The 23,927-nt window shown below is 62.9% G+C and carries 22 protein-coding genes, 4 tRNA genes and 1 pseudogene; 8 read left to right on the top strand and 19 right to left on the bottom strand.

Features of this window, described 5'->3' with window-relative positions; all coding sequences use genetic code 11:
• Nucleotides 1–58: 58 nt before the first annotated feature.
• Nucleotides 59–748 carry an energy-coupling factor ABC transporter permease gene (locus KCG88_RS30230; RefSeq protein ID WP_047289276.1) on the bottom strand — a complete coding sequence of 230 codons (690 nt, stop codon included), beginning with the start codon at nucleotides 746–748 and terminating at the stop codon, nucleotides 59–61.
• Nucleotides 745–1,212: a hypothetical protein gene (locus tag KCG88_RS30225; protein WP_210713718.1), complete on the bottom strand. Its 468-nt coding sequence runs from the start codon at nucleotides 1,210–1,212 to the stop codon at nucleotides 745–747. The genes KCG88_RS30230 and KCG88_RS30225 overlap by 4 nt, the downstream gene beginning before the upstream one ends.
• A 143-nt stretch (nucleotides 1,213–1,355) precedes the next feature.
• On the opposite strand from KCG88_RS30225, the gene KCG88_RS30220 reads away from it, so the two are divergent.
• From KCG88_RS30220 to KCG88_RS30210, 3 genes are all read left to right on the top strand, one after another.
• Complete coding sequence (locus KCG88_RS30220) at nucleotides 1,356–1,985, top strand: DUF1780 domain-containing protein (protein ID WP_011063528.1); 630 nt, start codon at nucleotides 1,356–1,358, stop codon at nucleotides 1,983–1,985.
• 189 nt (nucleotides 1,986–2,174) lie between these two features.
• Nucleotides 2,175–2,348: a DUF3094 family protein gene (locus tag KCG88_RS30215; protein ID WP_015637073.1), complete on the top strand. Its 174-nt coding sequence runs from the start codon at nucleotides 2,175–2,177 to the stop codon at nucleotides 2,346–2,348.
• A 60-nt stretch (nucleotides 2,349–2,408) separates the two neighbouring features.
• Nucleotides 2,409–3,707: an NAD(P)/FAD-dependent oxidoreductase gene (locus tag KCG88_RS30210; protein WP_047289281.1), complete on the top strand. Its 1,299-nt coding sequence runs from the start codon at nucleotides 2,409–2,411 to the stop codon at nucleotides 3,705–3,707.
• Between the two features lie 57 nt (nucleotides 3,708–3,764).
• Here KCG88_RS30210 and KCG88_RS30205 read toward each other — a convergent pair whose 3' ends face one another.
• Both KCG88_RS30205 and KCG88_RS30200 read right to left on the bottom strand, forming a co-directional pair.
• Nucleotides 3,765–4,655, bottom strand: coding sequence for a proline iminopeptidase-family hydrolase (locus KCG88_RS30205; protein WP_210713717.1), 891 nt, complete (start codon nucleotides 4,653–4,655; stop codon nucleotides 3,765–3,767).
• Between the two features lie 95 nt (nucleotides 4,656–4,750).
• Nucleotides 4,751–5,509: a LuxR family transcriptional regulator gene (locus tag KCG88_RS30200; protein ID WP_047337838.1), complete on the bottom strand. Its 759-nt coding sequence runs from the start codon at nucleotides 5,507–5,509 to the stop codon at nucleotides 4,751–4,753.
• Between the two features lie 252 nt (nucleotides 5,510–5,761).
• Between KCG88_RS30200 and KCG88_RS30195 the strand changes: the two genes are divergently transcribed.
• On the top strand, nucleotides 5,762–6,973 hold the full coding sequence (locus tag KCG88_RS30195) for an aminopeptidase P family protein (protein ID WP_015637078.1): 1,212 nt from the start codon (nucleotides 5,762–5,764) through the stop codon (nucleotides 6,971–6,973).
• 221 nt (nucleotides 6,974–7,194) lie between these two features.
• Here the strand turns inward: KCG88_RS30195 and KCG88_RS30190 are convergent.
• The 7 genes from KCG88_RS30190 to rluD form a co-directional block, all read right to left on the bottom strand.
• Nucleotides 7,195–7,271 (bottom strand) — tRNA-Pro (locus tag KCG88_RS30190).
• A 95-nt stretch (nucleotides 7,272–7,366) separates the two neighbouring features.
• Nucleotides 7,367–7,442: transfer RNA gene (locus KCG88_RS30185), tRNA-Lys, on the bottom strand.
• 5 nt (nucleotides 7,443–7,447) lie between these two features.
• Nucleotides 7,448–7,524: transfer RNA gene (locus tag KCG88_RS30180), tRNA-Pro, on the bottom strand.
• Between the two features lie 9 nt (nucleotides 7,525–7,533).
• Nucleotides 7,534–7,609, bottom strand: a tRNA-Asn gene (locus KCG88_RS30175).
• Nucleotides 7,610–7,905: 296 nt separating this feature from the next.
• Nucleotides 7,906–10,470, bottom strand: coding sequence for an ATP-dependent chaperone ClpB (gene clpB, locus KCG88_RS30170; protein ID WP_011063533.1), 2,565 nt, complete (start codon nucleotides 10,468–10,470; stop codon nucleotides 7,906–7,908).
• 130 nt (nucleotides 10,471–10,600) lie between these two features.
• Nucleotides 10,601–11,326: a peptidoglycan editing factor PgeF gene (pgeF, locus tag KCG88_RS30165; protein WP_047337840.1), complete on the bottom strand. Its 726-nt coding sequence runs from the start codon at nucleotides 11,324–11,326 to the stop codon at nucleotides 10,601–10,603.
• Entirely contained in the window at nucleotides 11,323–12,285 is a 963-nt protein-coding gene (gene rluD / locus KCG88_RS30160) for a 23S rRNA pseudouridine(1911/1915/1917) synthase RluD (protein WP_011063535.1), read from the bottom strand. Before rluD ends, pgeF begins: the two co-directional genes overlap by 4 nt.
• Before the next feature lie 150 nt (nucleotides 12,286–12,435).
• On the opposite strand from rluD, the gene KCG88_RS30155 reads away from it, so the two are divergent.
• The 3 genes from KCG88_RS30155 (at nucleotide 12,436) to KCG88_RS30145 (ending at nucleotide 15,578) form a co-directional block, all read left to right on the top strand.
• A complete protein-coding gene (locus KCG88_RS30155) occupies nucleotides 12,436–13,458 on the top strand; it encodes an outer membrane protein assembly factor BamD (protein ID WP_047289293.1) in 1,023 nt (340 codons plus the stop codon).
• Between the two features lie 126 nt (nucleotides 13,459–13,584).
• Complete coding sequence (locus KCG88_RS30150; protein WP_210713716.1) at nucleotides 13,585–13,818, top strand: PP0621 family protein; 234 nt, start codon at nucleotides 13,585–13,587, stop codon at nucleotides 13,816–13,818.
• Between the two features lie 425 nt (nucleotides 13,819–14,243).
• Nucleotides 14,244–15,578 carry a sigma-54 dependent transcriptional regulator gene (locus KCG88_RS30145; protein WP_210713715.1) on the top strand — a complete coding sequence of 445 codons (1,335 nt, stop codon included), beginning with the start codon at nucleotides 14,244–14,246 and terminating at the stop codon, nucleotides 15,576–15,578.
• On the opposite strand, the gene thiO is transcribed toward KCG88_RS30145, so the two are convergent.
• From thiO to KCG88_RS30110, 7 genes and pseudogenes are all read right to left on the bottom strand, one after another.
• Nucleotides 15,575–16,675 carry a glycine oxidase ThiO gene (thiO, locus tag KCG88_RS30140; protein WP_047289300.1) on the bottom strand — a complete coding sequence of 367 codons (1,101 nt, stop codon included), beginning with the start codon at nucleotides 16,673–16,675 and terminating at the stop codon, nucleotides 15,575–15,577. The genes KCG88_RS30145 and thiO overlap by 4 nt on opposite strands.
• 53 nt (nucleotides 16,676–16,728) lie before the next feature.
• The gene (locus KCG88_RS30135; RefSeq protein WP_015637084.1) at nucleotides 16,729–17,130 is read right to left on the bottom strand and encodes a type IV pilin protein; all 402 of its coding nucleotides are present in this window, start codon (nucleotides 17,128–17,130) and stop codon (nucleotides 16,729–16,731) included.
• A gap of 15 nt (nucleotides 17,131–17,145) precedes the next feature.
• A pseudogene (locus tag KCG88_RS30130) lies at nucleotides 17,146–20,208 on the bottom strand (PilC/PilY family type IV pilus protein).
• Nucleotides 20,195–20,677: a PilX N-terminal domain-containing pilus assembly protein gene (locus KCG88_RS30125; RefSeq protein ID WP_210713714.1), complete on the bottom strand. Its 483-nt coding sequence runs from the start codon at nucleotides 20,675–20,677 to the stop codon at nucleotides 20,195–20,197. Before KCG88_RS30125 ends, KCG88_RS30130 begins: the two are co-directional and overlap by 14 nt.
• Nucleotides 20,677–21,387, bottom strand: coding sequence for a prepilin-type N-terminal cleavage/methylation domain-containing protein (locus tag KCG88_RS30120; protein ID WP_210713713.1), 711 nt, complete (start codon nucleotides 21,385–21,387; stop codon nucleotides 20,677–20,679). The genes KCG88_RS30125 and KCG88_RS30120 overlap by 1 nt, the downstream gene beginning before the upstream one ends.
• Complete coding sequence (gene pilV / locus KCG88_RS30115) at nucleotides 21,384–21,827, bottom strand: type IV pilus modification protein PilV (protein WP_210713712.1); 444 nt, start codon at nucleotides 21,825–21,827, stop codon at nucleotides 21,384–21,386. Before pilV ends, KCG88_RS30120 begins: the two co-directional genes overlap by 4 nt.
• The gene (locus KCG88_RS30110; RefSeq protein ID WP_210713711.1) at nucleotides 21,824–22,294 is read right to left on the bottom strand and encodes a GspH/FimT family protein; all 471 of its coding nucleotides are present in this window, start codon (nucleotides 22,292–22,294) and stop codon (nucleotides 21,824–21,826) included. Before KCG88_RS30110 ends, pilV begins: the two co-directional genes overlap by 4 nt.
• 131 nt (nucleotides 22,295–22,425) lie before the next feature.
• Between KCG88_RS30110 and KCG88_RS30105 the strand changes: the two genes are divergently transcribed.
• Nucleotides 22,426–22,950 carry a GspH/FimT family protein gene (locus KCG88_RS30105; protein WP_210713710.1) on the top strand — a complete coding sequence of 175 codons (525 nt, stop codon included), beginning with the start codon at nucleotides 22,426–22,428 and terminating at the stop codon, nucleotides 22,948–22,950.
• Here the strand turns inward: KCG88_RS30105 and ispH are convergent, their stop codons facing one another.
• Nucleotides 22,951–23,898: a 4-hydroxy-3-methylbut-2-enyl diphosphate reductase gene (gene ispH, locus KCG88_RS30100; protein WP_210713709.1), complete on the bottom strand. Its 948-nt coding sequence runs from the start codon at nucleotides 23,896–23,898 to the stop codon at nucleotides 22,951–22,953.
• Between the last annotated feature and the right edge of the window lie 29 nt (nucleotides 23,899–23,927).

Here is a 23,927-nt window from a genome sequence, read left to right as displayed (position 1 = left end):
CACTCCTGAGATTTTTGCCGAGCATGCAGCCCGGCCAAACACCGTGGATTGATATGGATCAAGGGCGCGGATCCTCGTCTTTCCAGGGCGCCGACAGGTAGCGGGTGCGGTTGAAGGTTTCCAGCCATTCCGGGCAGAACACCACCAGGGCGCTGATCACCATGCCGTTGATGAAGGCTTCCGGGAAGATGATCAGCCACAGGTAGCCGACAAAATCCTCCAGCCATTCGGGCATGGCAAAGCGCTCGTCGAACCACAGCAGGCCCAGGCCGCAGAGCAGGCATAGCAACGCCGAGAGTGCCGCGGCAAAGAACCCCGAGCAGAAGATATAGACGAAGGGATTGCGCGGCTGGGCCCGTTCCACCAGCCAGGCGCAGGCCTCGGTGACCGCCACCGGCAGCAGGATCAGCAAGGCTCCATTGACCCCCAGCGCCGCCAGGTCCTGCCGGCCCAAGGCCAGTAGGCCCAACTGTGCAATCAAGCCGCCGACTATTGCCAGCGGCCAATCCAGCAGCAGGGTTACGGCAGTCATACCAATGAAGTGGTAGGAGACCCCGGTGTCGAAATCCCGGCGCACCAGCCACAGCAGAAACAAGGCGAACACCGTGCCAAACAGCAAGTGCTGGCGCCGGCTGTCGGTAAATAGCTCGACCCAGGGTGCCCGCAGTACCGCCCAGATCAGTACTGGCACATACAGCAGCCAGCCGCCAATCAGGCTTTGCGGCGACAGCAGCGCCGCGCTGATCATGGCTGGGCTCGCTCCAGCGCCGCAGCCAATTGCTCGGCCGTGGCGAACACCTGCCGGGCGACCAGTTGCCCATCCTGCAGTTGCAGCCACAACACCTGATCCTCCGCGGCGGGATAGCGTGGTGCCACGCGCCCATCGCGGTCGAGCATCACTCGGTAGGGGTAATCCCTCATGGCCGGCACCGCAAACAGTTTGGCGATCACTGCCGGCATGCGCTGGATATCGGCGACAAACACCCCGTGGCGCTCCTGCAGGTAGCCCTTGGGTTTGTCCTTGAGCGCCGCATTCACCACTTTGGCGGCGTCCATGCTGCGAACCACCAACAGGATCCGCGCCTGGGAATCGAGGCTGTAGGGCTGGTCGAATTGATCCAGCAGGGTCCAGGGCGCCAGGCGCTCTCCTATTTCCAGGGCCTGGGCCCACAACGGCAACAGGGCCAGCAACAGCATTGACCAGCGCTTCACTGCGCACTCCTTATCGAATGGTTGGACGGCAAACAGTCTACACCGCCCCTGGGCAGGCTCCAGTGCGGTGGCCGGCAACGCCCGCGGAGGTTTTTGCACTGCCGTGGTTTTTAAGGTCATATTTGAGCGCTAAGCTTGGGGGTATGGATGACTCAGATTTTTTGCGCCTGCTTACCATCCAGGCCGAACAAGCCAACGCGTTCCTGTCCAATGCCCGCAAATGGGAGCGTGAGCGTTGGGTCTGCCAGCGCCTGCTGCAAGGCCTGAACATTCCCTACCGCAACGACGAGTTCACCGCCGCCGGGCAAGAGCCCCCCGATGTGCTGTTTCGCGAGGCCAGCTTCGAAGTGTTCTTCGTCCTCGACGAAGGCCGCAGGCTCAACGATGAATGGCGCGACGAACTGCAGCGCCGGCGCAGCGCGTTCTCCCTGAGCCAGCTGGTGCGCCGCGAAGCCAAGCCCAAGCGCATCCCGGCCAGCGAACTGTTGCTGCGCCTGGCGCCGACCTTGCGCAAGAAGGCCCACAACTATCAGGAGCGCGGAATGAACCTCGGCGAGCTGGACATCATTGCCTTCGCCGCCCTGAAACGCGAAGTCCTGGACCTCAACAGCCACTTCCCGCCCCCCACCGAATACCTGCGCCAGGGCTGGCGCTCGCTGTCCCTGGTGGGGCCGACGTTCGCCCGCGTGCTGTTCGCACACCCGGATGCGCCGGAGTTCCTGCGCAGCAACCTGGGCCGCAGCATCCTCTTCGACGTCGGCATCAGTTTGTAACGCCGGTCAATGCGCCCTGTGTAGCCATGGCGCAATCCGCTCGGCAATGGTAAAAAAGCACACTTGCCTGCCAACACCGGGTCCGTGCCCGCGAGCCCTCACGCGGCAGCGGCTATGCTCCGTTCATGCCGGATAACACCGCGCTGTAACATTCCTCAACGTTGCGACGTCTATCTGACGAGGTCTTTTATGAGCAGCCGCCTGAACCCCGACGACCAACGCCATGTCGAAGAATACCTGCAACTGCCCCAGCATCGAGTCGAGCGCCGGCCCTTCCGGCCGTGGATGCTCCTCGTGGTGGTGATTGCGGTGACTGTCGCCCTGGGCCTGTTGAGCCGTTTCATCAGTTACCTGACGCTATGAGCTGCTTCGCGCTCGCTCGGTTGACTGCACCGATTTCTTTTAGCCTTGCGAGATATCCCCATGACTCATCGTATTGTCATCGTTGGCGGCGGCGCCGGCGGCCTGGAGTTGGCGACCCGCCTGGGTAAGACTCTGGGCAAGCGCGGCACCGCCAGTGTGATGCTGGTGGACGCCAACCTGACCCACATCTGGAAACCGCTGCTCCACGAAGTGGCTGCCGGTTCGCTGAACTCCTCCGAGGACGAACTCAACTACGTCGCCCAAGCAAAATGGAACCACTTCGAGTTCCAGCTGGGCCGCATGAGCGGGCTCGATCGGCAGCGCAAGAAGATCCAACTGGCCGCCACCTACGACGAACAAGGCGTGGAGCTGTTGCCGGCCCGGGAGCTGGGCTACGACACCCTGGTGATCGCCGTGGGCAGTACCACCAACGACTTTGGCACCCAGGGGGCGGCCCAGCATTGCCTGTTCCTCGACACCCGCAAGCAGGCCGAGCGTTTCCATCAGCAACTGCTCAACCACTACTTGCGAGCCCATGCCGGGCAGACCGATGCCGTGGAGCAGATCAGCGTGGCCATCGTCGGCGCCGGCGCCACTGGCGTGGAACTGGCGGCAGAATTGCACAACGCGGCCCACGAACTGGCAGCCTACGGGCTGGACCGGATTCTCCCGGAAAACATGCACATCACCCTGATCGAAGCCGGGCCACGGGTACTGCCTGCCCTGCCCGAGCGCATCAGCGGCCCGGTGCACAAGACCCTGGAGAAACTCGGGGTCAAGGTCCTGACCAACGCCTCGGTCAGCGAAGTGACGGCCGACAGCCTGATCACCGCCGACGGCCAGACCATTCCCGCCAGCCTCAAGGTCTGGGCCGCGGGCATTCGCGCGCCAGGCTTCCTCAAGGACATCGACGGCCTGGAGACCAACCGCATCAACCAACTGCAGGTACTACCGACCCTGCAGACCACTCGCGACGAGAACATCTTCGCCTTCGGCGACTGCGCCGCCTGCCCGCAACCAGGCAGCGACCGTAATGTGCCGCCACGGGCCCAGGCCGCGCACCAGCAAGCCTCGTTGCTGGCCAAGTCGCTGAAGCTGCGCATCGAAGGCAAGGACCTGCCAACCTACAAGTACACCGACTACGGCTCACTGATCTCGCTGTCGCGCTTCTCGGCGGTGGGCAACTTGATGGGCAACCTCACTGGCAGCGTGATGCTCGAAGGCTGGCTGGCGCGGATGTTCTACATCTCGCTGTATCGCATGCACCAGATGGCGCTGTACGGAGTCTTCCGCACCGCGATGCTGATGCTCGGCAGCCGGATCGGCCGCGGTACCGATCCACGCCTGAAGCTGCACTAGGCCCCTGAAAAGCCCCCCCCCCCGCTACGTAACGTAGCGGGGGCTGCTGGCGTGCGGTTACAGGCATCCATCGAGAAAATTCACGACGGTGCCCATGCAGGCGACCCGCTCCTCGACGTGGGGCATGTGGCTGGAGTGTTCGAACAACGCCAGGCGAATGCCGGGAATCTTCTCCAGGTAGGGTCTGACCACAACTGGCGTGGCTTCATCGTAGCGGCCACAGATCAACAGCGTCGGCACCTCAATGCGCCCCAGGCGCTCGACGATGCTCCAGTCCCGCAGGTTGTCCATCAGTGGAAAACCTCCCCCCCGCTCCGCGCCATCGGCACCACGCCCCTGGGCAAACATCCGCGCCACCTCTTCAGGCCACGGGCGCAGCCGACATACATGCCGTTCAAAGTACAACTGCCAGGCCTGCACATATTCGGCGCCGCGAGGGGAGCCCGGCTGCTCATGCCAGGCCAGCACCTGCAACGCCTCCTCAGGCAGGGCTGTGCGCAGTTTCAGGGTCTCGGCTTCCCAGGTGCGCATGTCGGCTGGCGCATTGGCCAGGATCAGCGCACTCAAGCCGGCCGGCGCGCGCACCGCGTGCTCGCTGGCCAACGCGGCTCCCCAGGAGTGTCCCAGCAAGGCGTAGTCCTGGCTGATGCGCAGGTGGTCCAGGAGGTTGTCCAGCTCCTCCAGGTAGAGTTCAAGGCTCCAGAACGACGGCGGCTTGCCATCCAGACGAGTGGAGAGGCCACTTCCCAGGTGATCGAATTGAACGATCGCCCGACCACTGGCGGCCACATCCCTGAAGGCGTCCAGGGTGTCATGGGTGCAGCCCGGACCGCCGTGCAGAATCACCAGGGGCGTAAGTCCGCTGTGCAGATCCCCGGTGACCCGATACCACGTCTGATGGACGCCAAAGGAGGCATAGCCTTGCAGTGGTGGTTTGCTTGCATTCATTGCGCATCGCTCCCTGATGACAATCAGCCTGTGTCGTTCAATCTTCCGTTCCGCGCTCCAACGCCTCCAGTGCGGCAGAGCCTGTGCTACTCGCCTCAGTTACCCAGCAGGCGATAGTGAACCGCGCGAACCACCGCCTGAACCCGATTCCTGGCGCCCAGCTTGTGCATCGCCGAGGTCAGGTGCAGGTTGATCGTGGCCTGCGAACGCTGCAGGCGCTCGGCAATCTCGCCGGAAGTCATGCCCTCTGCAGCCCATTTCAGGCACTCGCGTTCACGCCGGGTCAGATCAACCGGATAACTGCGAACGCATTTGCTGAGCTGTGGATAGAGATGCTCCTGCAACGCATGAGCAAGCAGGGTGAAGTGGCCCTGAACCTGTTGCAAGTCCTGTAATGCCACCGTGGCATTGCCGGAGCGCAAACCGGTGAGGCTGGCGAAACCGCCCCTGGGTAAATGGATGGGCACGGTCATGCCATGGGCCATTTGATGATGGTGCAGGTAACTGGATACCGGTGCGTGCTGCTGCCCCAGGGCCTGGCGCAGGACGGTTTCCGCCTCGGGCTTGTAGGACCAGATAAAGGGCGATGAGCTGTCCAGAGCAACCTGCTGGACCGGGTCGATATGGTAGTAACCCTGATCGCACCAGAGCTCCAGCCAGTCCTTGGGGGTATTGCAGACCATGGCACTGGGGATGATCAGCTCGCCTGCCTGATCAAAAGGCACTGGGCTGTAGTCATAAACCAGGGCATCGAAACCCAGTTCCGAGGCCAGTGTCATGGTTCCCGTCATTCGCTCATGCAGCGAGTTTCCGGACAAAAGATGGGTATCAAATTCCGCGAGCCTGCTCTGCATCCTTGCCGCTTCCTTACTGTTGATCCTTAACAGCGAAGGGCCAGAATGCCACGCCCGGCAGCAACGGGCCAGGCAAAACCTATAAGAAATACCAGGTTTGCGGCACAGCCAACGCCTGGCCCAGCGTCATCGGCGCCCATGGCCAGGGCCCGCAAAACAGCGCTGACAACCAGCTCAAGGTCGGTACCGCACATGCCTGCCCCCGCCCTATCTGCTGCAATGCCTCGCTCATAGCAGACAAGGACCCAGGCCATGCAGATGCCCCAGACGCTTGAGTTGCACAACGGTGACAAAGCCCCTGCCACCTTCTCCCCCAAAGAATACGCTCGACGCCTGGGCGCCCTGCGGGCCTACATGGCGCAACAGGACATTGACGCCGCGCTGTTCACCTCGTACCACAACATCAACTACTACGCCGGCTTCCTGTATTGCTCCTTTGGCCGCCAGTACGCCCTGGTGGTGACCCAGGAACACAGCGTGCTGATCAGCGCCAATATCGACGGCGGCCAACCGGGGCGGCGGGCGACCTGCGATGCCCAGGTGATCTACACCGACTGGCAGCGGGGCAATTTCTTCGTCGCGGTCAAGCAGGCCCTGCCCCGCGCTTCGCGCCTGGGGCTGGAGTTCGATCATCTGACCCTGCCCAATCACCGGGCCTTTGCCGAGCTCTATCCCCAGGCACAGTTACTGGACATTGCCGCGCCCTGCATGAACCTGCGCATGCTCAAGTCCGCCGAAGAGCAAGCGCTGATCCGCCAGGGTGCGCGGATTGCAGACATCGGCGGGGCCGCCGCCATCGAAGCCCTGCACGACCAGGTACCGGAATACGAAGTGGCCGGACACGCCACCCAGGCCATGGTGCGGGCGATTGCCGAGGCGTTTCCGGGGGCCGAACTGATGGATACCTGGACCTGGTTTCAGTCCGGGCTCAATACCGATGGCGCACACAACCCACTGACCTCGAGACGGGTCAGCCCAGGAGAAGTGCTGAGCCTCAACTGCTTCCCGATGATCGCCGGCTACTACACCGCCCTGGAGCGCACGCTGTTCCTCGGCCATTGCCCCGACGCCTGCCTGCGATTATGGGAGATCAACGTCCAGGTGCATGAAGCCGGGCTGCAACTGGTCAAGCCCGGCGCACGCTGCAGCGATATCGCCCGACAACTGAACGCCCTCTACCTGGAACACGACCTGCTGCAATACCGCACCTTCGGCTATGGTCATTCGTTCGGCATTCTCAACCACTACTATGGGCGCGAGACCGGGCTGGAGTTTCGTGAGGATGTGGAGACCATTCTTGAACCCGGCATGGTGGTGTCCATCGAACCGATGATCAGGCTGCCCGAAGGCCTGCCCGGTGCCGGTGGTTATCGGGAACACGACATCCTGATCGTCGACGAGCACGGTGCGTGCAATATCACCGGGCTGCCGTACGGGCCGCGGTACAACATCATTGGCAGTTGACTCGACCGTCTGGCAAACGCCCTCCCCCACAGAGAAGGCTCGCCGCTTCAGCCATGACTTGAGCCATCAACCAATACTGTGACGGAGAACATTCAGCACAAGCGCCATCGAGGCATCAAGGACCGTAGGCACCCTGCCCAGGCTTGATGCCGGCGGCCTGCGAACTTTTCCACGGGCATACGAAAAAGGGCACCTCAATGAGGTGCCCTTTTTCGTGAATATGGTCGGGGTAAGGGGATTCGAACTCCTGACATCCTGCTCCCAAAGCAGGCGCGCTACCGGACTGCGCTATACCCCGGTAAAAAAAAGGCACCTACGAGAGGCGCCTTCTTCGAACAGCGCTTTTGGCCTCTGTTCTTAAGATTCGATTCCAGCGCTAACTGGTTTCAAAAATGGTGGGTCGTGTGGGATTCGAACCTACGACCAATTGGTTAAAAGCCAACTGCTCTACCAACTGAGCTAACGACCCAAAAATGGTCGGGGTAAGGGGATTCGAACTCCTGACATCCTGCTCCCAAAGCAGGCGCGCTACCGGACTGCGCTATACCCCGATTTGAAATTGGCTCCGTGACCAGGACTCGAACCTGGGACCCAATGATTAACAGTCATTTGCTCTACCGACTGAGCTATCACGGAACAACATATTTCAAGTTACAACTTCTTGCTTCATCCTCTTCGACTTGTTCGTATCGCTACGTTCATGTCTCTGAGGCGCGCTATTTTACAATCTTAAAAAACCCTGTCAACCCCTTAAATTGCTTTTAAGACAATGATTTGCGACTTCATTGCCGGTTTCTTCTTCATCAGAAAAAACCTCGGGGGTGACTGACTGCGGGGCGCACTTTACAAGCCTTTTCCTTACAGTTCAACGCCCTAGTGAAAAAAAAGGCCTCGCAATGCGAGGCCTCCTCTATAAACCCACCGATCAGTGATCAGGCGAAGACGATTTCGTCGTCCTGCACCGAGGCGGTAACCGTGGCTCCCGGCAAGAAACCGCCGGAGAGGATCAACTGCGCCAACGGGTTCTCGATCCAGCGCTGGATGGCCCGTTTCAGCGGCCGTGCGCCATACACCGGGTCGTAACCCACAGCGATCAGCTTGTCCAAGGCCTCGTCGCTCAGTTCCAGGCTCAGCTCGCGCTCCGCCAGGCGACTGCGCAGGCGACCCAACTGGATCTGCGTGATGCCGGCGATCTGATCCCGTGCCAGAGGCTCGAAGATCACCACTTCGTCGACCCGGTTGATGAACTCCGGCCGGAAGTGGGTGGACACCGCGTCCATCACCGCCGCACGTTGGGCCTCACGATCCCCTACCAGCTCCTGGATCTGCGCCGAGCCCAGGTTGGAGGTCATGACGATCACCGTATTGCGAAAATCCACGGTACGCCCGTGGCTGTCCGTCAGACGACCATCTTCCAGGACCTGCAGCAGGATGTTGAACACATCCGGGTGCGCCTTCTCGACTTCGTCCAGAAGAATCACCGAGTACGGCTTGCGACGCACGGCTTCGGTCAGGTAACCGCCCTCTTCATAACCGACATAGCCTGGTGGCGCACCGATCAGGCGAGCCACGGAGTGTTTCTCCATGAACTCGGACATGTCGATCCGCACCATGGCCTCCTCGGTATCGAAGAGGAATTCCGCCAGGGCCTTGCACAGCTCGGTCTTACCCACGCCGGTCGGGCCGAGGAACATGAACGAACCGCTGGGCCGGTTCGGGTCGGACAACCCGGCTCGGGAACGGCGCACAGCGTTGGCCACCGCCACCACGGCTTCGTTCTGGCCAATCACCCGCTCGTGCAGCAGGCTTTCCATCTTCAGCAGCTTGTCGCGCTCGCCTTCAAGCATCTTCGACACCGGGATGCCGGTCCACTTGGACACCACTTCGGCAATTTCTTCCTCGGTGACCTTGCTGCGCAGCAACTGGTTCTCGCTGTGGCCGTGCTGGTCGACCATCTGCAGGCTGCGCTCCAGGTCCGGGATCACCCCGTACTGCAGCTCGGCCATGCGATTGAGATCGCCTTTACGACGCGCCGCTTCCAGTTCCTGGCGCGACTGCTCGATCTTCTGCTGGATCTGCGCAGAACCCTGCACTTCGGCTTTCTCCGAGGTCCAGACTTCTTCCAGGTCAGCGTATTCACGCTCCAGGCGGACAATCTCTTCCTGGAGTTTTTCCAGGCGCTTGATCGCAGCCTCGTCGTCTTCTTTCTTCAGGGCCTGGGATTCAACCTTGAGCTGAATCAGGCGCCGCTCCAGACGGTCCAGCACTTCCGGCTTGGAGTCGATCTCCATGCGGATGCGGCTGGCGGCCTCGTCGATCAGGTCGATGGCCTTGTCCGGCAACTGCCGATCGGTGATGTAGCGATGGCTGAGCTTGGCCGCGGCAATGATCGCGCCGTCGGTGATCGCTACCTTATGGTGCACCTCATAGCGCTCTTTCAGGCCGCGCAGGATAGCAATGGTGTCTTCCTCGCTCGGCTCATCCACCAACACTTTCTGGAAGCGCCGCTCGAGGGCCGCGTCCTTCTCTATATATTGGCGGTACTCGTTGAGCGTGGTGGCGCCCACGCAATGCAGCTCGCCACGGGCCAGGGCGGGCTTGAGCATATTGCCCGCATCCATCGAGCCTTCGCCTTTACCAGCGCCGACCATAGTGTGCAGCTCGTCGATGAACAGGATGATCTGCCCTTCCTGCTTCGACAGTTCATTCAGCAGGGATTTGAGGCGCTCTTCGAACTCGCCACGGTATTTGGCACCGGCGATCAAGGCGCCCATGTCCAGGGACAGCAAGCGCTTGCCTTTGAGGCCATCGGGCACTTCGCCGTTGATGATCCGCTGGGCCAGGCCTTCGGCGATGGCGGTCTTACCCACGCCTGGTTCACCAATCAGCACCGGGTTGTTCTTGGTCCGGCGTTGCAGCACCTGGATGGTCCGGCGAATTTCGTCGTCACGGCCGATTACCGGATCAAGCTTGCCGTCTTCGGCGCGCTTGGTCAGGTCGACGGTGTACTTGTCCAGGGCCTGGCGCGACTCTTCGACGTTGGCGTCATTCACCGCCTCGCCGCCGCGCAGGTTGTTGATGGCGTTCTCCAGGGCTTTCTTGCTCACGCCCTGGCCCAGCAACAATTTGCCGAGTTTGCTGTTCTCATCCATGGCGGCCAGCAGCACCAGCTCGCTGGAGATGAACTGGTCGCCTTTCTGCTGCGCCAGGCGGTCGGCCTGGTTGAGCAGGCGCGCAAGATCCTGGGACATGTTGACGTCGCCAGTGGGGTTCTGGATTTTCGGCAGTTGGTCGAGCTCTTTGCTCAGTTCCTTGCGCAGGCTGTTGACGTCGAAGCCCACCTGCATCAGCAGAGGCTTGATCGAGCCGCCCTGCTGTTCCAGCAGCGCCTGCATCAGGTGCGCCGGTTCAATGGCCGGATGATCGAGGCCAACCGCCAGAGATTGAGAATCGGATAAGGCCAGCTGCAATTTGCTGGTTAATCGGTCTATACGCATTAGTCACCTTCCTTTTGAGCAGGCCGGAGCGATGGACACACCTAAATAGAGAAACCTGCCAGATGTATCTCTAGATGCGGTCGATTCTGGGAGATTCAAGCGCCGGCAGCTTGACACAAGTCAGATTAGTCTAGCGCTCAAGCCAGATAAGGGAGGCAAAACGCCCGGTGCGAGGGCTGCGCCGGTAGGAAAAGAAGCGGGGATCGCTGACGGTGCAGTAGCCGCCACCGTACACGGCAGTCACACCACAGGCAGCCAGGCGCAGGCGCGCCAGCTGATAGATATCGGCCATGAAGCGCCCGGCATTGGCGCTCGGCACAAAAGCCTGCTCGGCCGCCGGCAATTGGGTAACGAAGGCTTCACGCACCTCGGGCCCCACTTCAAAGCGCTGCGGGCCAATGGCCGGCCCCAGCCACACCAGCACCTCGGCGCAGGGCGTATCCAGGCTGTCGAGGGTGGCTTCCAGCACGCCCGCCGCCAGCCCGCGCCAGCCGGCATGGGCCGCGGCGACTCGGGTTCCGGCACGGTTGCAGAACAGTGCCGGCAGGCAGTCGGCCGTCATCACCGCACAGGCAACGCCCGGGGTGGCGGACCAACTGGCGTCCGCGGTCGCGACCATGGAAGGGTCGGCGTGGGCCACGGCCACCCCGTGCACCTGTTGCAGCCAGGCCGGGGCGATGCCGAAGTGTTCGCTCAGGCGACGGCGATTCTCGGCCACTGCTTGTGGCTGATCGTCGACATGATCGCCCAGGTTGAGGCTGTCGAACGGCGTCAGGCTGACGCCGCCAGCGCGGGTGGTGACACAGGCTTTGACTCCGGCCGGCGCGGGCCAGTCGGGAATCAGCCAGTCATTCATCCGATGAACGCCTCGCGGTCCTGCTTGAGCAGCGACAACAGCCAGACGAAATCGTCCGGCAGCGGCGATTCCCAGCTCATGCGGATACCGGTGGTCGGATGATCCAGCTCCAGGAAACGTGCATGCAGGGCCTGGCGCGGGAAGTTCTTCAGCGAGTCGACCATGGTCTGGCTCGCCGCCGGCGGAATGCGGAAGCGGCCGCCGTAGGCTGGATCACCCACTAGCGGGAAGTTGATGTGGGCCATGTGCACGCGGATCTGGTGGGTACGACCGGTTTCCAGCTTGACCCGCACATGGGTGTGGGAACGGAAACGCTCCAGAACCCGGTAGTGGCTGACGGCCTGCTTGCCGCCTTCCATCACCGCCATGCGCTGGCGCTGCTGACCATGACGGCCGATCGGAGCGTTGATCTTGCCCCCGGCGGTTACCACGCCGATCACGATGCATTCATAGATGCGGCTGACACTGCGGCTTTGCAGCTGGGCCACCAGTTGAGTCTGCGCCTGGATGGTCTTGGCCACCACCATCAAACCGGTAGTGTCCTTGTCCAGGCGGTGGACGATACCGGCCCGCGGCACATTGATAATGTCCGGGATGTGATGCAGCAGGGCATTGAGCAAGGTGCCATCGGCATGGCCGGCAGCCGGGTGCACCACCAGGCCCGCAGGCTTGTTGATCACCAGGATGTCGTCATCTTCATAGACGATATCCAGCTCGATATCCTGGGCGATCCACTCGCCCTGGGCCTCCTGCTCGGCAGTCAGCTCAAGAATGGAGCCGCCGTGCACGATGTCCCGCGGGCGAATAACCGCTCCGTCCACAGTCAGGCGGCCGTCCTTGATCCAGGCGGAAAGGCGCGAGCGCGAATGCTCAGCGAATAGTTGGGCGGCGACTTGATCGAGGCGTTGACCGCCCAGTTCGGACGGCACCTCTGCGCGAAGTTCAATTTTATCGGACATGCTCGGACTGGGCGTCGGCACAGCCTTTGGTTTCGGCTGCGCGCTTGTGGTTAAATACGGCGTCTTTTGCCCCGAGGCTTTCAACGGGGCGCTCATCATAACAGGACGGCCCCGCCCAAGACAGCGGCCGTCATAGGGACGCAAGCCGCCATGCAAGTGAAACACCTGCTGCTGATCGCCATCCTCGCACTGACCGCTGCTTGCTCATCGAAGGAAGTCGTTGACGAAAACCTGAGCGAAGTCGAGTTGTACCAGCAGGCGCAGACCGACCTGGACAACCACAGCTATACCAGCGCCACCGCCAAGCTCAAGGCCCTGGAATCGCGCTATCCCTTTGGTCGCTACGCCGATCAGGCGCAGCTCGAGCTGATCTACGCCAACTACAAGAATGCCGAACCCGAGGCCGCCAAGTCCGCCGCCGAGCGCTTCATTCGCCTGCATCCCCAGCACCCGAACGTGGACTACGCCTACTACCTCAAGGGCCTGACCTCGTTCGACCAGGACGTCGGCCTGCTGGCACGCTTCCTTCCACTGGACATGACCAAGCGTGACCCGGGTGCCGCCCGCGACTCCTACAACGAGTTCGCCCAGCTCACCAGCCGCTTCCCCAACAGCCGCTACGCGCCAGACGCCAAGCAGCGCATGATCTACCTGCGCAACCTGCTGGCAGCCTACGAAATCCACGTAGCCGACTACTACCTGACCCGTCAGGCCTATGTCGCCGCCGCCAACCGTGGCCGCTACGTAGTGGAGAACTTCCAGGAAACCCCATCGGTCGGTGACGGCCTGGCGGTGATGACCGAGGCCTACCAGCGCCTGCACCTGGACGAACTGGCTGCCACCAGCCTGGAAACCCTGAAGCTCAACTACCCGAATCACCCAAGCCTGGTGGACGGTCAGTTCGTGCCACGTGTGGCTGAAGCCGACAACCGTTCGTGGCTGAGCAAGGCCACCCTGGGCCTGATCGAGTCCCGTCCACCGCTGCCGCCGGGAGAAACCCGCGCCAACCAGGACGTGATGAAGCAATACCAGGACGCCAAGGATGCCATTCCGTCCGAGCTCAAGCCTAAAGACGCCAATGGCGATGCGGTCGAGGAAGAAAAGCACGAGGCCGCTGGCAACAACAGCGACCGCTCCTGGTTCAGCTACATGACCTTCGGCGTGTTCGACTGATCACCCCGCGGGCATAAAAAAGGGAGACTTGAAGTCTCCCTTTTTTATGCCCGCGCATTCATGGGCCTGTGCGCCCGACGGGCGCTTGGCTAAACTGCGTCCTCCCCCTTCACAAAGCTGGTTGCCATGGTTCGTCTACTGTTCTGGATCGCTCTGATTGCCGCCGCGGTATGGTTCTGGCGCAAGTTCAAGCGTCCTATCGCTGCCCCTCGCTCCCCCAATGAACCGGCCACTACGCCCATGGTGCGCTGCGCCCATTGTGGCGTGCACCTGCCCCAGGATCGGGCCCTGAGCCAGTCGCAACAGTGGTACTGCAGCCAGGCACACCTGCAACAAGGGCCGGGCAAGCAGGACCGCTGAGCCCCCAGGCCCACCGCCGATCCCCGAGGCAAGGAACTCGGGGGTGAAAAATGGCGTCTGACACGGACTATTCCAGGCCTTGGTCAGCGCATGAACCGGCTCGTCGCCCCCTTCCTCCCTCGCCTCTCCCAGGCTTCGAACCTTAACTCAGGAACGGGAAGTCCCAAGTGCCAACCCCGGCTCAACAATTGGCGACAAAATAGCCTGTTGGCGCCTACTCGCCGTTTCGCTCTCGGGCAGAGCGTTGTAGCCCCCCATCCACGGGCACCCGAACGCCCCGACGACACACACGTTCAGGACGCCCGGCAGGATGACCAGTTGCCCATCGCCTGCGCCGTGACTCCGTCGGGCCTAGACTTGAGTTCACGCCTAACGGACGAGCACTGTTGCCCGCTCCTCTCTCACGGATGAAGATTGCAGCTGCCATGAACCCACGGCAATCGGTGCTGGTGGTCGATGAAGCCACGGAAACCCGCGCCCTTGTGGAGATCACTCTGGGCCGGATGCGCTTGCACACCCAAAGTGCGCGCACCCTGCAGGAAGCCCGTGGCCGCCTGGCCCGGGAGCGCTTTGACCTGTGCCTGACCGACCTGCAGCTACCGGACGGCAGCGGGCTGGAGCTGCTGCGGCACATCCGCCAGTCCCACCCCAACCTTCCTGTGGCGCTGCTAAGCAACGGCGCCTGTGCACAGGCCAGCGCCGGCGCCCTGCAGGCCGGAGCCTGCCAGTTGCTGCACAAGCCTCTGGACCTCAAGCAACTGCGTGCTTGGGTGGGTGCCAGCCTGAAACAGGCCACGGACTGCGCAAGGGACGACCCAGCCCGGCAATTGCTGGGAGACTCGGCGCCCATGAATGCCCTGCGTCGCCACATCGACAAGCTGGCCCACAGCCTGGCGGCGGTCTATATCAGTGGTGAATCCGGCAGTGGCAAGGAACGGGTCGCCCGCCTGCTCCACCAGCTTGGCCCCAGGGCCCGATACCCGTTCGTCCCGGTCAACTGCGGGGCGATTCCTTCCGAATTGATGGAGAGTGAACTCTTCGGCCATTGCAAAGGCAGCTTCAGTGGCGCCGTCAGCGATCAGCCCGGGTTATTTCTGGCCGCCCACGGAGGCACCCTGTTTCTTGATGAGGTCGCCGACCTGCCTCTGGCCATGCAAGTAAAACTGCTACGGGCTCTGCAGGAAAAGACCGTGCGCCCTGTAGGCAGCCAGCAGGAAAAAACCGTCGACGTGCGGATTCTCTGTGCCACCCACAAGGACCTGAAAAACGAGGTAGAGGCCGGACGCTTTCGCCAGGACCTCTACTACCGCCTGAACGTCATCGAGTTGCGAGTCCCCGCGTTGCGCGAGCGCCGTGGCGACATCCCCGCACTGGCAGGGTACGTCCTGCAGCGCCTGGCCAGGGACAGCGGCCAGCCTGCCGTCCAGCTACGCCCCGAAGCCCTGCAAGCCCTTGAGCGCTATGACTTTCCGGGCAACGTGCGAGAGCTGGAAAACCTGCTGGAGCGGGCGCAGACCCTATGCGAAGGACACTGGATAGAAACAGACGACCTGCAGTTGCCCAGTGCCGACAGCCCTGACGCCCGATCATCGGCGGCGGCCACCCAGCTAGACCTGGCGCTGCACCTGCAACAGGTGGAGCGCCAGCTGCTGCTCCAGGCCCTGGAAGAAACCCGCTGGAACCGCACGGCGGCGGCTCGGCGGCTGAGCCTGTCGTTTCGTTCGATGCGTTACCGCATGAAGAAGCTCGGGCTGGACTAGATCCGACCTTCAGGCGCATAAGGCGCCGGATCGATGATCGGCGGGTTCCCCAGCAGCAGGTCGCAGAACAGCTGGCAGGAGGCCGGCGCCAACACCAGGCCATTGCGGTAGTGCCCGCAGTTAAGCCACAGGCCAGCAAAGCCCGGAACCGGCCCGATGTAGGGAATGCCTTCCGGAGAACCCGGGCGCAGCCCGGCCCAGTGCCCGACCACCTCGGCCTCGGCCAGGGCGGGAATCAGCTCGACCGCGGAGGCCTTGAGGCTCTCCAGGGCCGAAACGGTCGGGGTCTTGTCGAAGCCTTCATGCTCCAGGGTGCTGCCCACCAGAATGTGGCCATCGCGCCGCGGGATGGCATAGCGCCCCTTGGCCAGGACCATGCAGGACAGAAAGTCGGCAGCACACTTGTAGAGGATCATCTGCCCCTTCACCGGCTCCACCGGCAGTTCCAGGCCCAGGCTGCCTAGCAGTTCGCCACTCCAGGCCCCGGCGCAGAGCACCACCTGATCAGCGCGAACCTCGCCCAGCGAGCTATCGACCCCCACCACTTGCTGGCCTTCGCGGATAAAACCACTGACGGTGCATTGCTCATCGATTTGCACATTAGGCAACGCCTGTAACGCCGCCTTCAGGGATTTGACCAGGCGCGGGTTGCGCACGTTGGCCACATCAGCCATGTAGATCGCCTGTTGATAACCATTGCCCAGCACCGGCACCGCGTCATGCACCGCCGAGATATCCACAGCACTCAGCGGCCGGCCTTCACGCTTGGCCCACTCCAGGGCCTGGGCTTCATCCTCCAGGTCCAGCCAGTAGAGGCCGGTGACATGCACCTGCGGGTCGACACCGGTGGCACTAAACAGTTGCTGGGCCAATTGTGGGTAGAAATCCTGCGACCAGTGTGCCAGGGCAGTGACCGCCGGGCTGTAGCGCCAGGGGTAAAGCGGCGAGACGATCCCACCACCGGCCCAGGACGATTCACGCCCCAGGTCCGAACGTTCCAGAAGCCGTACCTGCTGGCCCTGGGACGCCAGATTGAAGGCGGTGAGCAGGCCGATCACCCCGCCGCCCACCACCAGCACTTGCTGTTGCTTAGCCATAGTCCGATCCAATCATGAGAAAGACAGTGGGCGCCGCGGCCCGAATCAGGTGCTCAGCGCCCCCAGCAATCCTTGGCGGTCAGCCCTTCGGCCTGGCCGCTGATGCGGGTCGCGCCGGTCTGGTCGATGCTGAAACTGCCGCACTTGTCCGCCGCCATCAGCCCATCGTCCTTCGGGGTCGCGGTCAGGGAGAAGCCGGTGTCGGTCAGGGTTGCGGCAATGCTGTAGTACTCATTGCCGGCGCTCAGGTCCGGGGCGTTGCTGTAGACCCCGGCCTTGGAGAAATGCCGTTCAAGCTGCTGCGCCTGCTCGGTAAGCAGTACCGCGATTTCGCTGCGGTGCGGTTTTTTCACGTATTCGGTGATGCTGGGAAGGCTCAAGGTAAGGACCAGACCGATGATCGCAATCACGATCATGATTTCGATCAGGGTAAAACCTTGGTTGGATCTGCGCATGGTCAAGAATCTCGCTTACTGGATTTGTCGCCACAGGATGCGCCGGCTGCCACCACCGGGCCTTTCCACCAGGGTGCTGATGCCCCCCCTGGAGTCACTGATGATCTTGCGGGCGCCATTGCTGGCAACTCCGCCGAGGCTGGGCACGGTGCCGACGTAGCGCACGCCGCTGGAGGGCTGGTCCTGGTCATCCACGACCCCGTCGCCATTGGTGTCGAGCACCGCAGCGTCGAGCATCTTACCGCTGAACGCCTCCAGCTCGATCAATTTCCCACTGCCGGCACTCGAACAAGGGTCGTCGGGCTCCAGTTGCAGGGTGCTGAACACCACCCTGCCGGCCACCAGGGTCGCCTCGTTGAGCACCCGCTCGCCGGCTGCCAGGCCACCTTGTACCAGGGGCAGGTACCAGCCGCGCTGCGCCGGATAACGCACCTCGTTGAGGGTGCTGCGCAGGAAACTGCCGGCCGCCGCGCTGAACCCGGCCTCAAGGTGCTGCACCTGCAACTGACTTTCGCTTATGCCCCCAGGACCGCCCTCGGCGTCCCACACGCCATAGAATCCCTGGCGCGCCCGGCTTTGCTTGTCCCGGGTCTCGTTGAGCTTGCCCGTACCGAACAGCACCAATTGGCCACCACGGGGATGATCGAGCAGGCGCGGCGGTGCGCTGATCGGCTGGCTGGCGCCACCGGCGGTGCGGAACAAGGGCTGCCCGGCAAATGCCAGATGCCAGCTGGCGCTATCGTTGCCGGACAGCTCGAATTTCCACAGTCGCCCCTTGAGGTCGCCCGCATAGGCCGCCTGCACCTCATTGCGTGCATTGACCTTGAGGGTGACGGACGACAGGCCATTGTCAGGCTGGTCGTCAATGGCGATCTCGCGAATCAGCGAGCCATCATTCAGGTCCACCACATACAGCGCTGCCACCCCGGAATGGCTGCCGTAGCCATTGCCGATGAAAGCCGCCCAGCGACCATCGGCCAAGCGCGCTACCTGTGGGCGGGCATAGGCATACCCCAAGTCATTGAAAGGATGATTGCGGTCCGGCTCGGGAGGAGCGCCGATTTCCCACAAGGCGCCAGGCGTATTGCCGTGCACGACGTCGAACAGACGCACCGCAAAGAAACTCTTGCCGCCCGCCCCGACGCCTCCCAGGGCCAGGGTTTGCCAGGCACCGCCCCGCTGCCCATCGAACACCGCCAGGGGGCCATCCACCAGATAGCGATGGCGCTCGCCCCGCAGATAACCGGGATCGGCGATCTGCGCCAGGGCGCCCAACGCGCTGGAGGGCATGTAGCCATAGAGGCGCTCACCCCTGGCCGGGTCCAGCACATTGAACAACCCGTCATTGCTGTTCACCAACAAGCGCGTCGCCATGGCCGTGGCTTTCTGTGCCAGGTAGCGGCTGTAGTCGCCCCCGTCAGCCCCATCGACAGCACTGCGCTGCCCGGCAGTGGCCAGCACCAGCGGCGAATTGACGATATCTCCCAACTGATAGCGGCGCTCCCTGAGCCCGCTCACGGAGCGGCCCTGGCTCCAGTCCAATAGCTCGGCGCCACTGACACCTGCAGGCAACGACTGCTCAAGTTCGCCACGCTGAGCGGTGGACAAGTTGCCATAGGCCAGGCTCACCGGACGTCGGCTGGCAGTGTTCCAGGTCTCATGGATTGCCTCCGCGCCGGCACCCTCCACGCCGCTATCGCTGCTCCACAACGGCGAATCGACAGCCACTCGGCCCTGATTGTCGATGCCATAGGCGCGGATCGTGCCATGCCAATCGAGCGGGTCGTACTGGCTCTGGTAATAACGACCACTGGCGGCATCCAGTACACCACTGCCAGCAGTCACGACACTGGCTATGCCTTCGCCCAGAACACCTGCGAGCACGCGCTCAAGGTTGCTGCGGGCCTGGAAATACTCACCCTGACCGTAGTCCGCAGCGCCCATCAGCAGAGGATTGTATGCCTGGAAACCCACCGTGAAGGTATTCAGGTACTGACGGGGGAAATCCACCGCCGCCCAGCTTTTCCCGGCCTCATCCACTCCTGGGCCACGCAAGTCGATATCGAAGGCGAACTTGGCCAGGTCATCGAGGTACAGGGTCTGCCCATCACGCTCGCTACCGTCGTTGCCGATCCCGTCCCAGTTGGGCAGGCGCCCCGCCCCCAGCGGATCGTTGAGCGGGAACTGAGTATCGTGATCCGCTGCCCCGGCACTGATCACCACCCCCTAGTTCTTCTGGCAACGGTACTGAATGGGACTGCTGTAGAGCGCCGGTGAAAGGTTGTAGTACGGCACCATGCCGCGCAGGTAGCGGGTGATCTCGTAGTAGGTTTCCGCCAACGGCGTATGACCGCCGGCCTTGAGGCCATTGATTGTCGCCAGCAGGGCCTGGTAATTGGCCTCGGCCTGGGCCGGGCTCACAGCGCCTTCAATGGCCGACAGGTCGCTGATGGGACGGGCAATGTAACCCCCAGGGCCCGGATCACCCGGGGCCGGCGGATTGAAGGTGGCCAACCCCAGGCGCAGCCAGCGATACCGGGTCACCAGGGCCGTGGCCAGCCGCCGCGCCACATTCATCCGGTAGTCGTTGGGAATGGAACCGTCAGTGAAGTCTCGCTCCCGTCCCTTGGCCTGCGCCAGTAGCCAGGACAGGTAGTCCGCTGAGTACAGCGTATTTCCAGCCCCAACCGGGTCCGGCAGCTTCAGGCAGCGCACCCCACGTTCGGGATCATGGAAGCTGTGAAAGCCTGCCCGGCACCCCGACTCGCCGAGGCTGGACAAGGCAATCGCCTGGCCTGCAAGTCGCTCCCCCCGAGCACACTCGCCCCCCACTCCGGCACAGCGCCAGACCGCAGCACGGGCGAGCAGCGGATCGAACTCCCGGGCATGGACAATGCTGTTCATGCCCAGGGAGTCATCCAGCACCAGCATCACGTTCGGCGCCACCGCCGCGGCACCAAGAAGCGGGGTGCTGGCAGGGTTGAACGCCATGGCCAGAGGTACCGGCAACAGGCTCAGCAGCAGCGCGCCCAGGCTTCGCCAGCCGGGCCGACGAATGCCCCGATCAATACTTGGCATAGATGCTCTCCAGCACACTGCGCGATTGCCCGGCCAGACCGACAGCGGTCACGCGATACAAGGTGGCTGGAGTATTGCTCGGCACATTCACCGCATCCTGTGAAACACCGAGGTTCTGCACCCCGTAGAAGCCAGAGCCGCTAGCGATCCACAGCACCGCCGAAGCTGCATTGACTCCAGGAGCCTTGACCTGCGCTGATTCGGCGGGAGGCGCGCACTGAGCAGGGCTGGCACATACCGGCAAGCGGAAATCATCCTGCTGCACCGCACTCTCCCCCACCCGCAGCGCGGCTTCGGCGGCCTGAAATGCGCGGTTGTGCAGAGTCAGGCTGGCAGCCATCTTTTCCTGCAGGGTGGCGTTCTGCAGCGACGAGAGCCCGATCAGGGTCAGCAGCAACAGGAACACCAGGCTGACCAGCAACGCCACGCCCCGCTGCCCGAGAGGCACCTGACCTGGCAAGCGCGTCATCAGGGCAACCTGTTGCGCAGGGCCGCGACCACGCTGTAGGTCTGCGGGCGCACGCGGTCATGGGGGTCGGCCAGGGTCAGGCGCAAGCGCACACTGCGGATCCGGTCCGGGTCCAGCGGGTTGCGACTGTAGCTGGAGGCGGCAATGTCGGTGGTCGAACGGGCCATGCCGAAACTCACATCAAAGGCTTCGACGTTGTCCAGCAGCACCGCTTGCTGCTTGCCAAGGCCGCTGCCCAGCAGCAACTGGCGATTCTTCAGGCTGTAGAACAGCCGGCGCAGGGCGAACACCTGCTCAGCGCCGGCCCCTCGATGAGCGCCTGAATAGGCTACGGCACTGCGCTGGCAGTCGCTGACCACGCTCCAGGTCGGTGTTCCGCCATCGTCCCCGACATCGGCGGTGATCAGGGTCAGTTTCTGCTGGGCGTTGTCCCATTGGATCGGCGTCGCCGCATAGTGCGAGAACTCCCGTGCCGTGCTGGCATCACTGATGGTCCGCAGGCAACCGAACAGCCCCACCATACGGATTTCCTGAAGCATCTTGCTCAGGACAAAGCGTGCATCCTCCTGCAGGTAGGCGGCAGCGCTCTGACTCTGGTAGGTGTTCTTCGCCGCAATGAATACCTGGGCCACCCCCAGTACCAGCACCAGGCTCAAGGCCAGTGCCAGCATCATCTCCACCAGGCCGAAGCCACTATCGGCCCGGTTCACGGCAGGCCTCCCGGTTGCGCTGCAACCCGGCTACTGAGCTCCAGGCTACGCAGGCTGCCCTCCCGGCCCTCGGCACGGGAATCGTCCCAGGTGATGCGAATGGTGTAGACATGCTGCTTGACGCTGATGCTGCCCTTGCCGCTGGGGCCGGCGAAGCTCGCGATATTGGCGGCAAAGTCGTACAGGTCCTGATCCCGCACATTGCCCGGGTTGCCCTCGGCCGGCATCGCCACGCTGTAGTCGGCGGCGGCGTTGGCGCGGATCCGGTCGAGCATGTCATAGGCGATAAAGCTGGCCTGGGTGGTCATCCGCGCGCTGTCGGTGTACTGCAGCGCCTTGATCTGCACCGCCGCCGCACCCAGCAGGCCAACCGCCAGTATCAACAGCGCCACCAGCACCTCGATCAGGGTCATGCCATCCTGTGCATCCCGCACGTTCATCCGCAGTTCTCCGCTGCTATCACCCGCCCATTGAGACAGACACTGATCACCCGCCGCTGCTGGTCCAGTCCATAGACAATGTGCAGCGCATCCCTGGCCGCCAAGCCGCCGAGGCGATTGAAATCGATGCTGTGCTCATCTGAGGTTAGCGTCAGGGTGGCCCCCGGACTGAGGCCTGGAACAACCCGCAATACATTGCCTCCGGGGTCCTGCCCCGCATATACCACCAATTCGCCGTTCCAGGGAGCGTCCTTGGCAGCCGGGCGAATCCCGACCCTCTGGCGGCGATTGATCGCTTCCAACCGTGCGTAAGCCAGGGCCTGGCGCAGTTGATTGATCTCGGTGTCGGCACGCACTCGCTGCACGGTGGTGCGATAGGCAGGCACCACCAGGCCCAGAAGAAGGGCCGCGATCGCCAGGGCGATGAGCAATTCCAGCAAGGTGAAACCCTTTGTATGCAAATTCATGGCCGGCCTTGGAAGTGTCATCGGCTATAACAGGCAAGCGCCCGGACCCTCCATAGACCGGCGCGTTGGCCATTTGCTCAATGAACACGCACGGATTGCGTGAAACCGTCGTCCCCAGGGAGGGAGACCCCATGCATGAGAAAGGCTTCAGCCTGATTGAACTGCTGACCGCACTGGTTCTGCTGGGCCTGCTGCTGCCGCTTTCCGGTAGCGCCATGAGTGAGCTGCTGCGCTCCAATCGCCAGCAGGACGCCGCGCAGATGCTCGCCAGTGGCCTGCGCAACGCCCGGGCGGCAGCGATCCTGCACCAGCGCACGGTCCTGATCCATGGGTTGGAGGACGACTGGAGCCGGGGCTGGAGGATCATCCTGGATATCAGCGGCAAGGGCGCCCAGGACGCGCGCAACCCGCAACTGGTCGAGCGCCAAGGCAGTGGGCAGGTATTGATCGTGGGCAATCGCCCGGTGCAGCACTTCGTGCGCTTCAGCGCCCTGGGCCACCCGCTGCTGCCCAGTGGCGCCTTTCAGGCAGGAACACTCCACGTCTGCCAGGCAGGCCGGGAGTACAGCCGCCATCAGGTGGTGCTGTCGCGTAGCGGGAGGGTCAGCCTGCGCAGCGAAAACGCCGAGCAGGCCTTGTGCGCAGGTGTCGGTTGATCAGAGCAGCGAGCGAACCCGCAGCTCTTTGGGCATGGAGAAGGTGATGTTTTCTTCGCGGCCGGCCAGTTCATCGGCGCCGGTGGCACCCCAGGCCTGCAGTTGCTGGATTACGCCACGCACCAGCACTTCCGGGGCCGAGGCACCGGCGGTAATGCCGATGCGTTCCACACCATCGAACCAGCTGCGCTGCAGGTCTTCGGCACCGTCGATCAGGTAGGCCGGGGTGGCCATGCGTTCGGCCAGCTCGCGCAGGCGGTTGGAGTTGGAGCTGTTGGGGCTGCCGACCACCAGCACCACGTCGCATTCGTCAGCCAGTTGCTTGACCGCGTCCTGACGGTTCTGCGTGGCGTAGCAGATGTCGTCCTTGCGTGGCCCGCCGATGGCCGGAAAGCGCGTGCGCAGGGCATCGATCACCCGGCTGGTGTCATCCATGGACAAGGTGGTCTGGGTCACGAATGCCAGGCGCTCAGGGTTGCGCACCTTCAGCTCGGCCACATCCTTTTCGTCTTCCACCAGGTAGATGGCGCCACCATTGCTGGCGTCGTACTGGCCCATGGTGCCTTCGACCTCGGGGTGGCCGGCATGGCCGATCAGGATGCATTCACGGCCGTCGCGGCTGTAGCGCGCCACTTCGATATGCACTTTGGTCACTAGCGGGCAGGTGGCGTCGAACACTTTGAGGCCACGACCTGCAGCCTCGCTGCGCACGGCCTGGGAAACACCGTGGGCGCTGAAGATGACGATGACATCATCCGGCACCTGGTCCAGCTCTTCGACGAAGATCGCTCCACGATTGCGCAGGTCTTCGACGACAAATTTGTTGTGCACCACTTCATGCCGGACGTAGATCGGCGGCCCGAAGACTTCCAGGGCGCGATTGACGATTTCGATCGCCCGGTCCACGCCGGCGCAGAAGCCACGGGGGTTGGCGAGTTTGATTTGCATGCTGTGCCTCGTGTCTTGCGCGCAAGAAG

The organism is Pseudomonas sp. MWU349, assembly GCF_017947325.1.
Classification (GTDB): domain Bacteria; phylum Pseudomonadota; class Gammaproteobacteria; order Pseudomonadales; family Pseudomonadaceae; genus Aquipseudomonas; species Aquipseudomonas protegens.
This window is presented reverse-complemented; position numbering and strand designations above follow the sequence as displayed.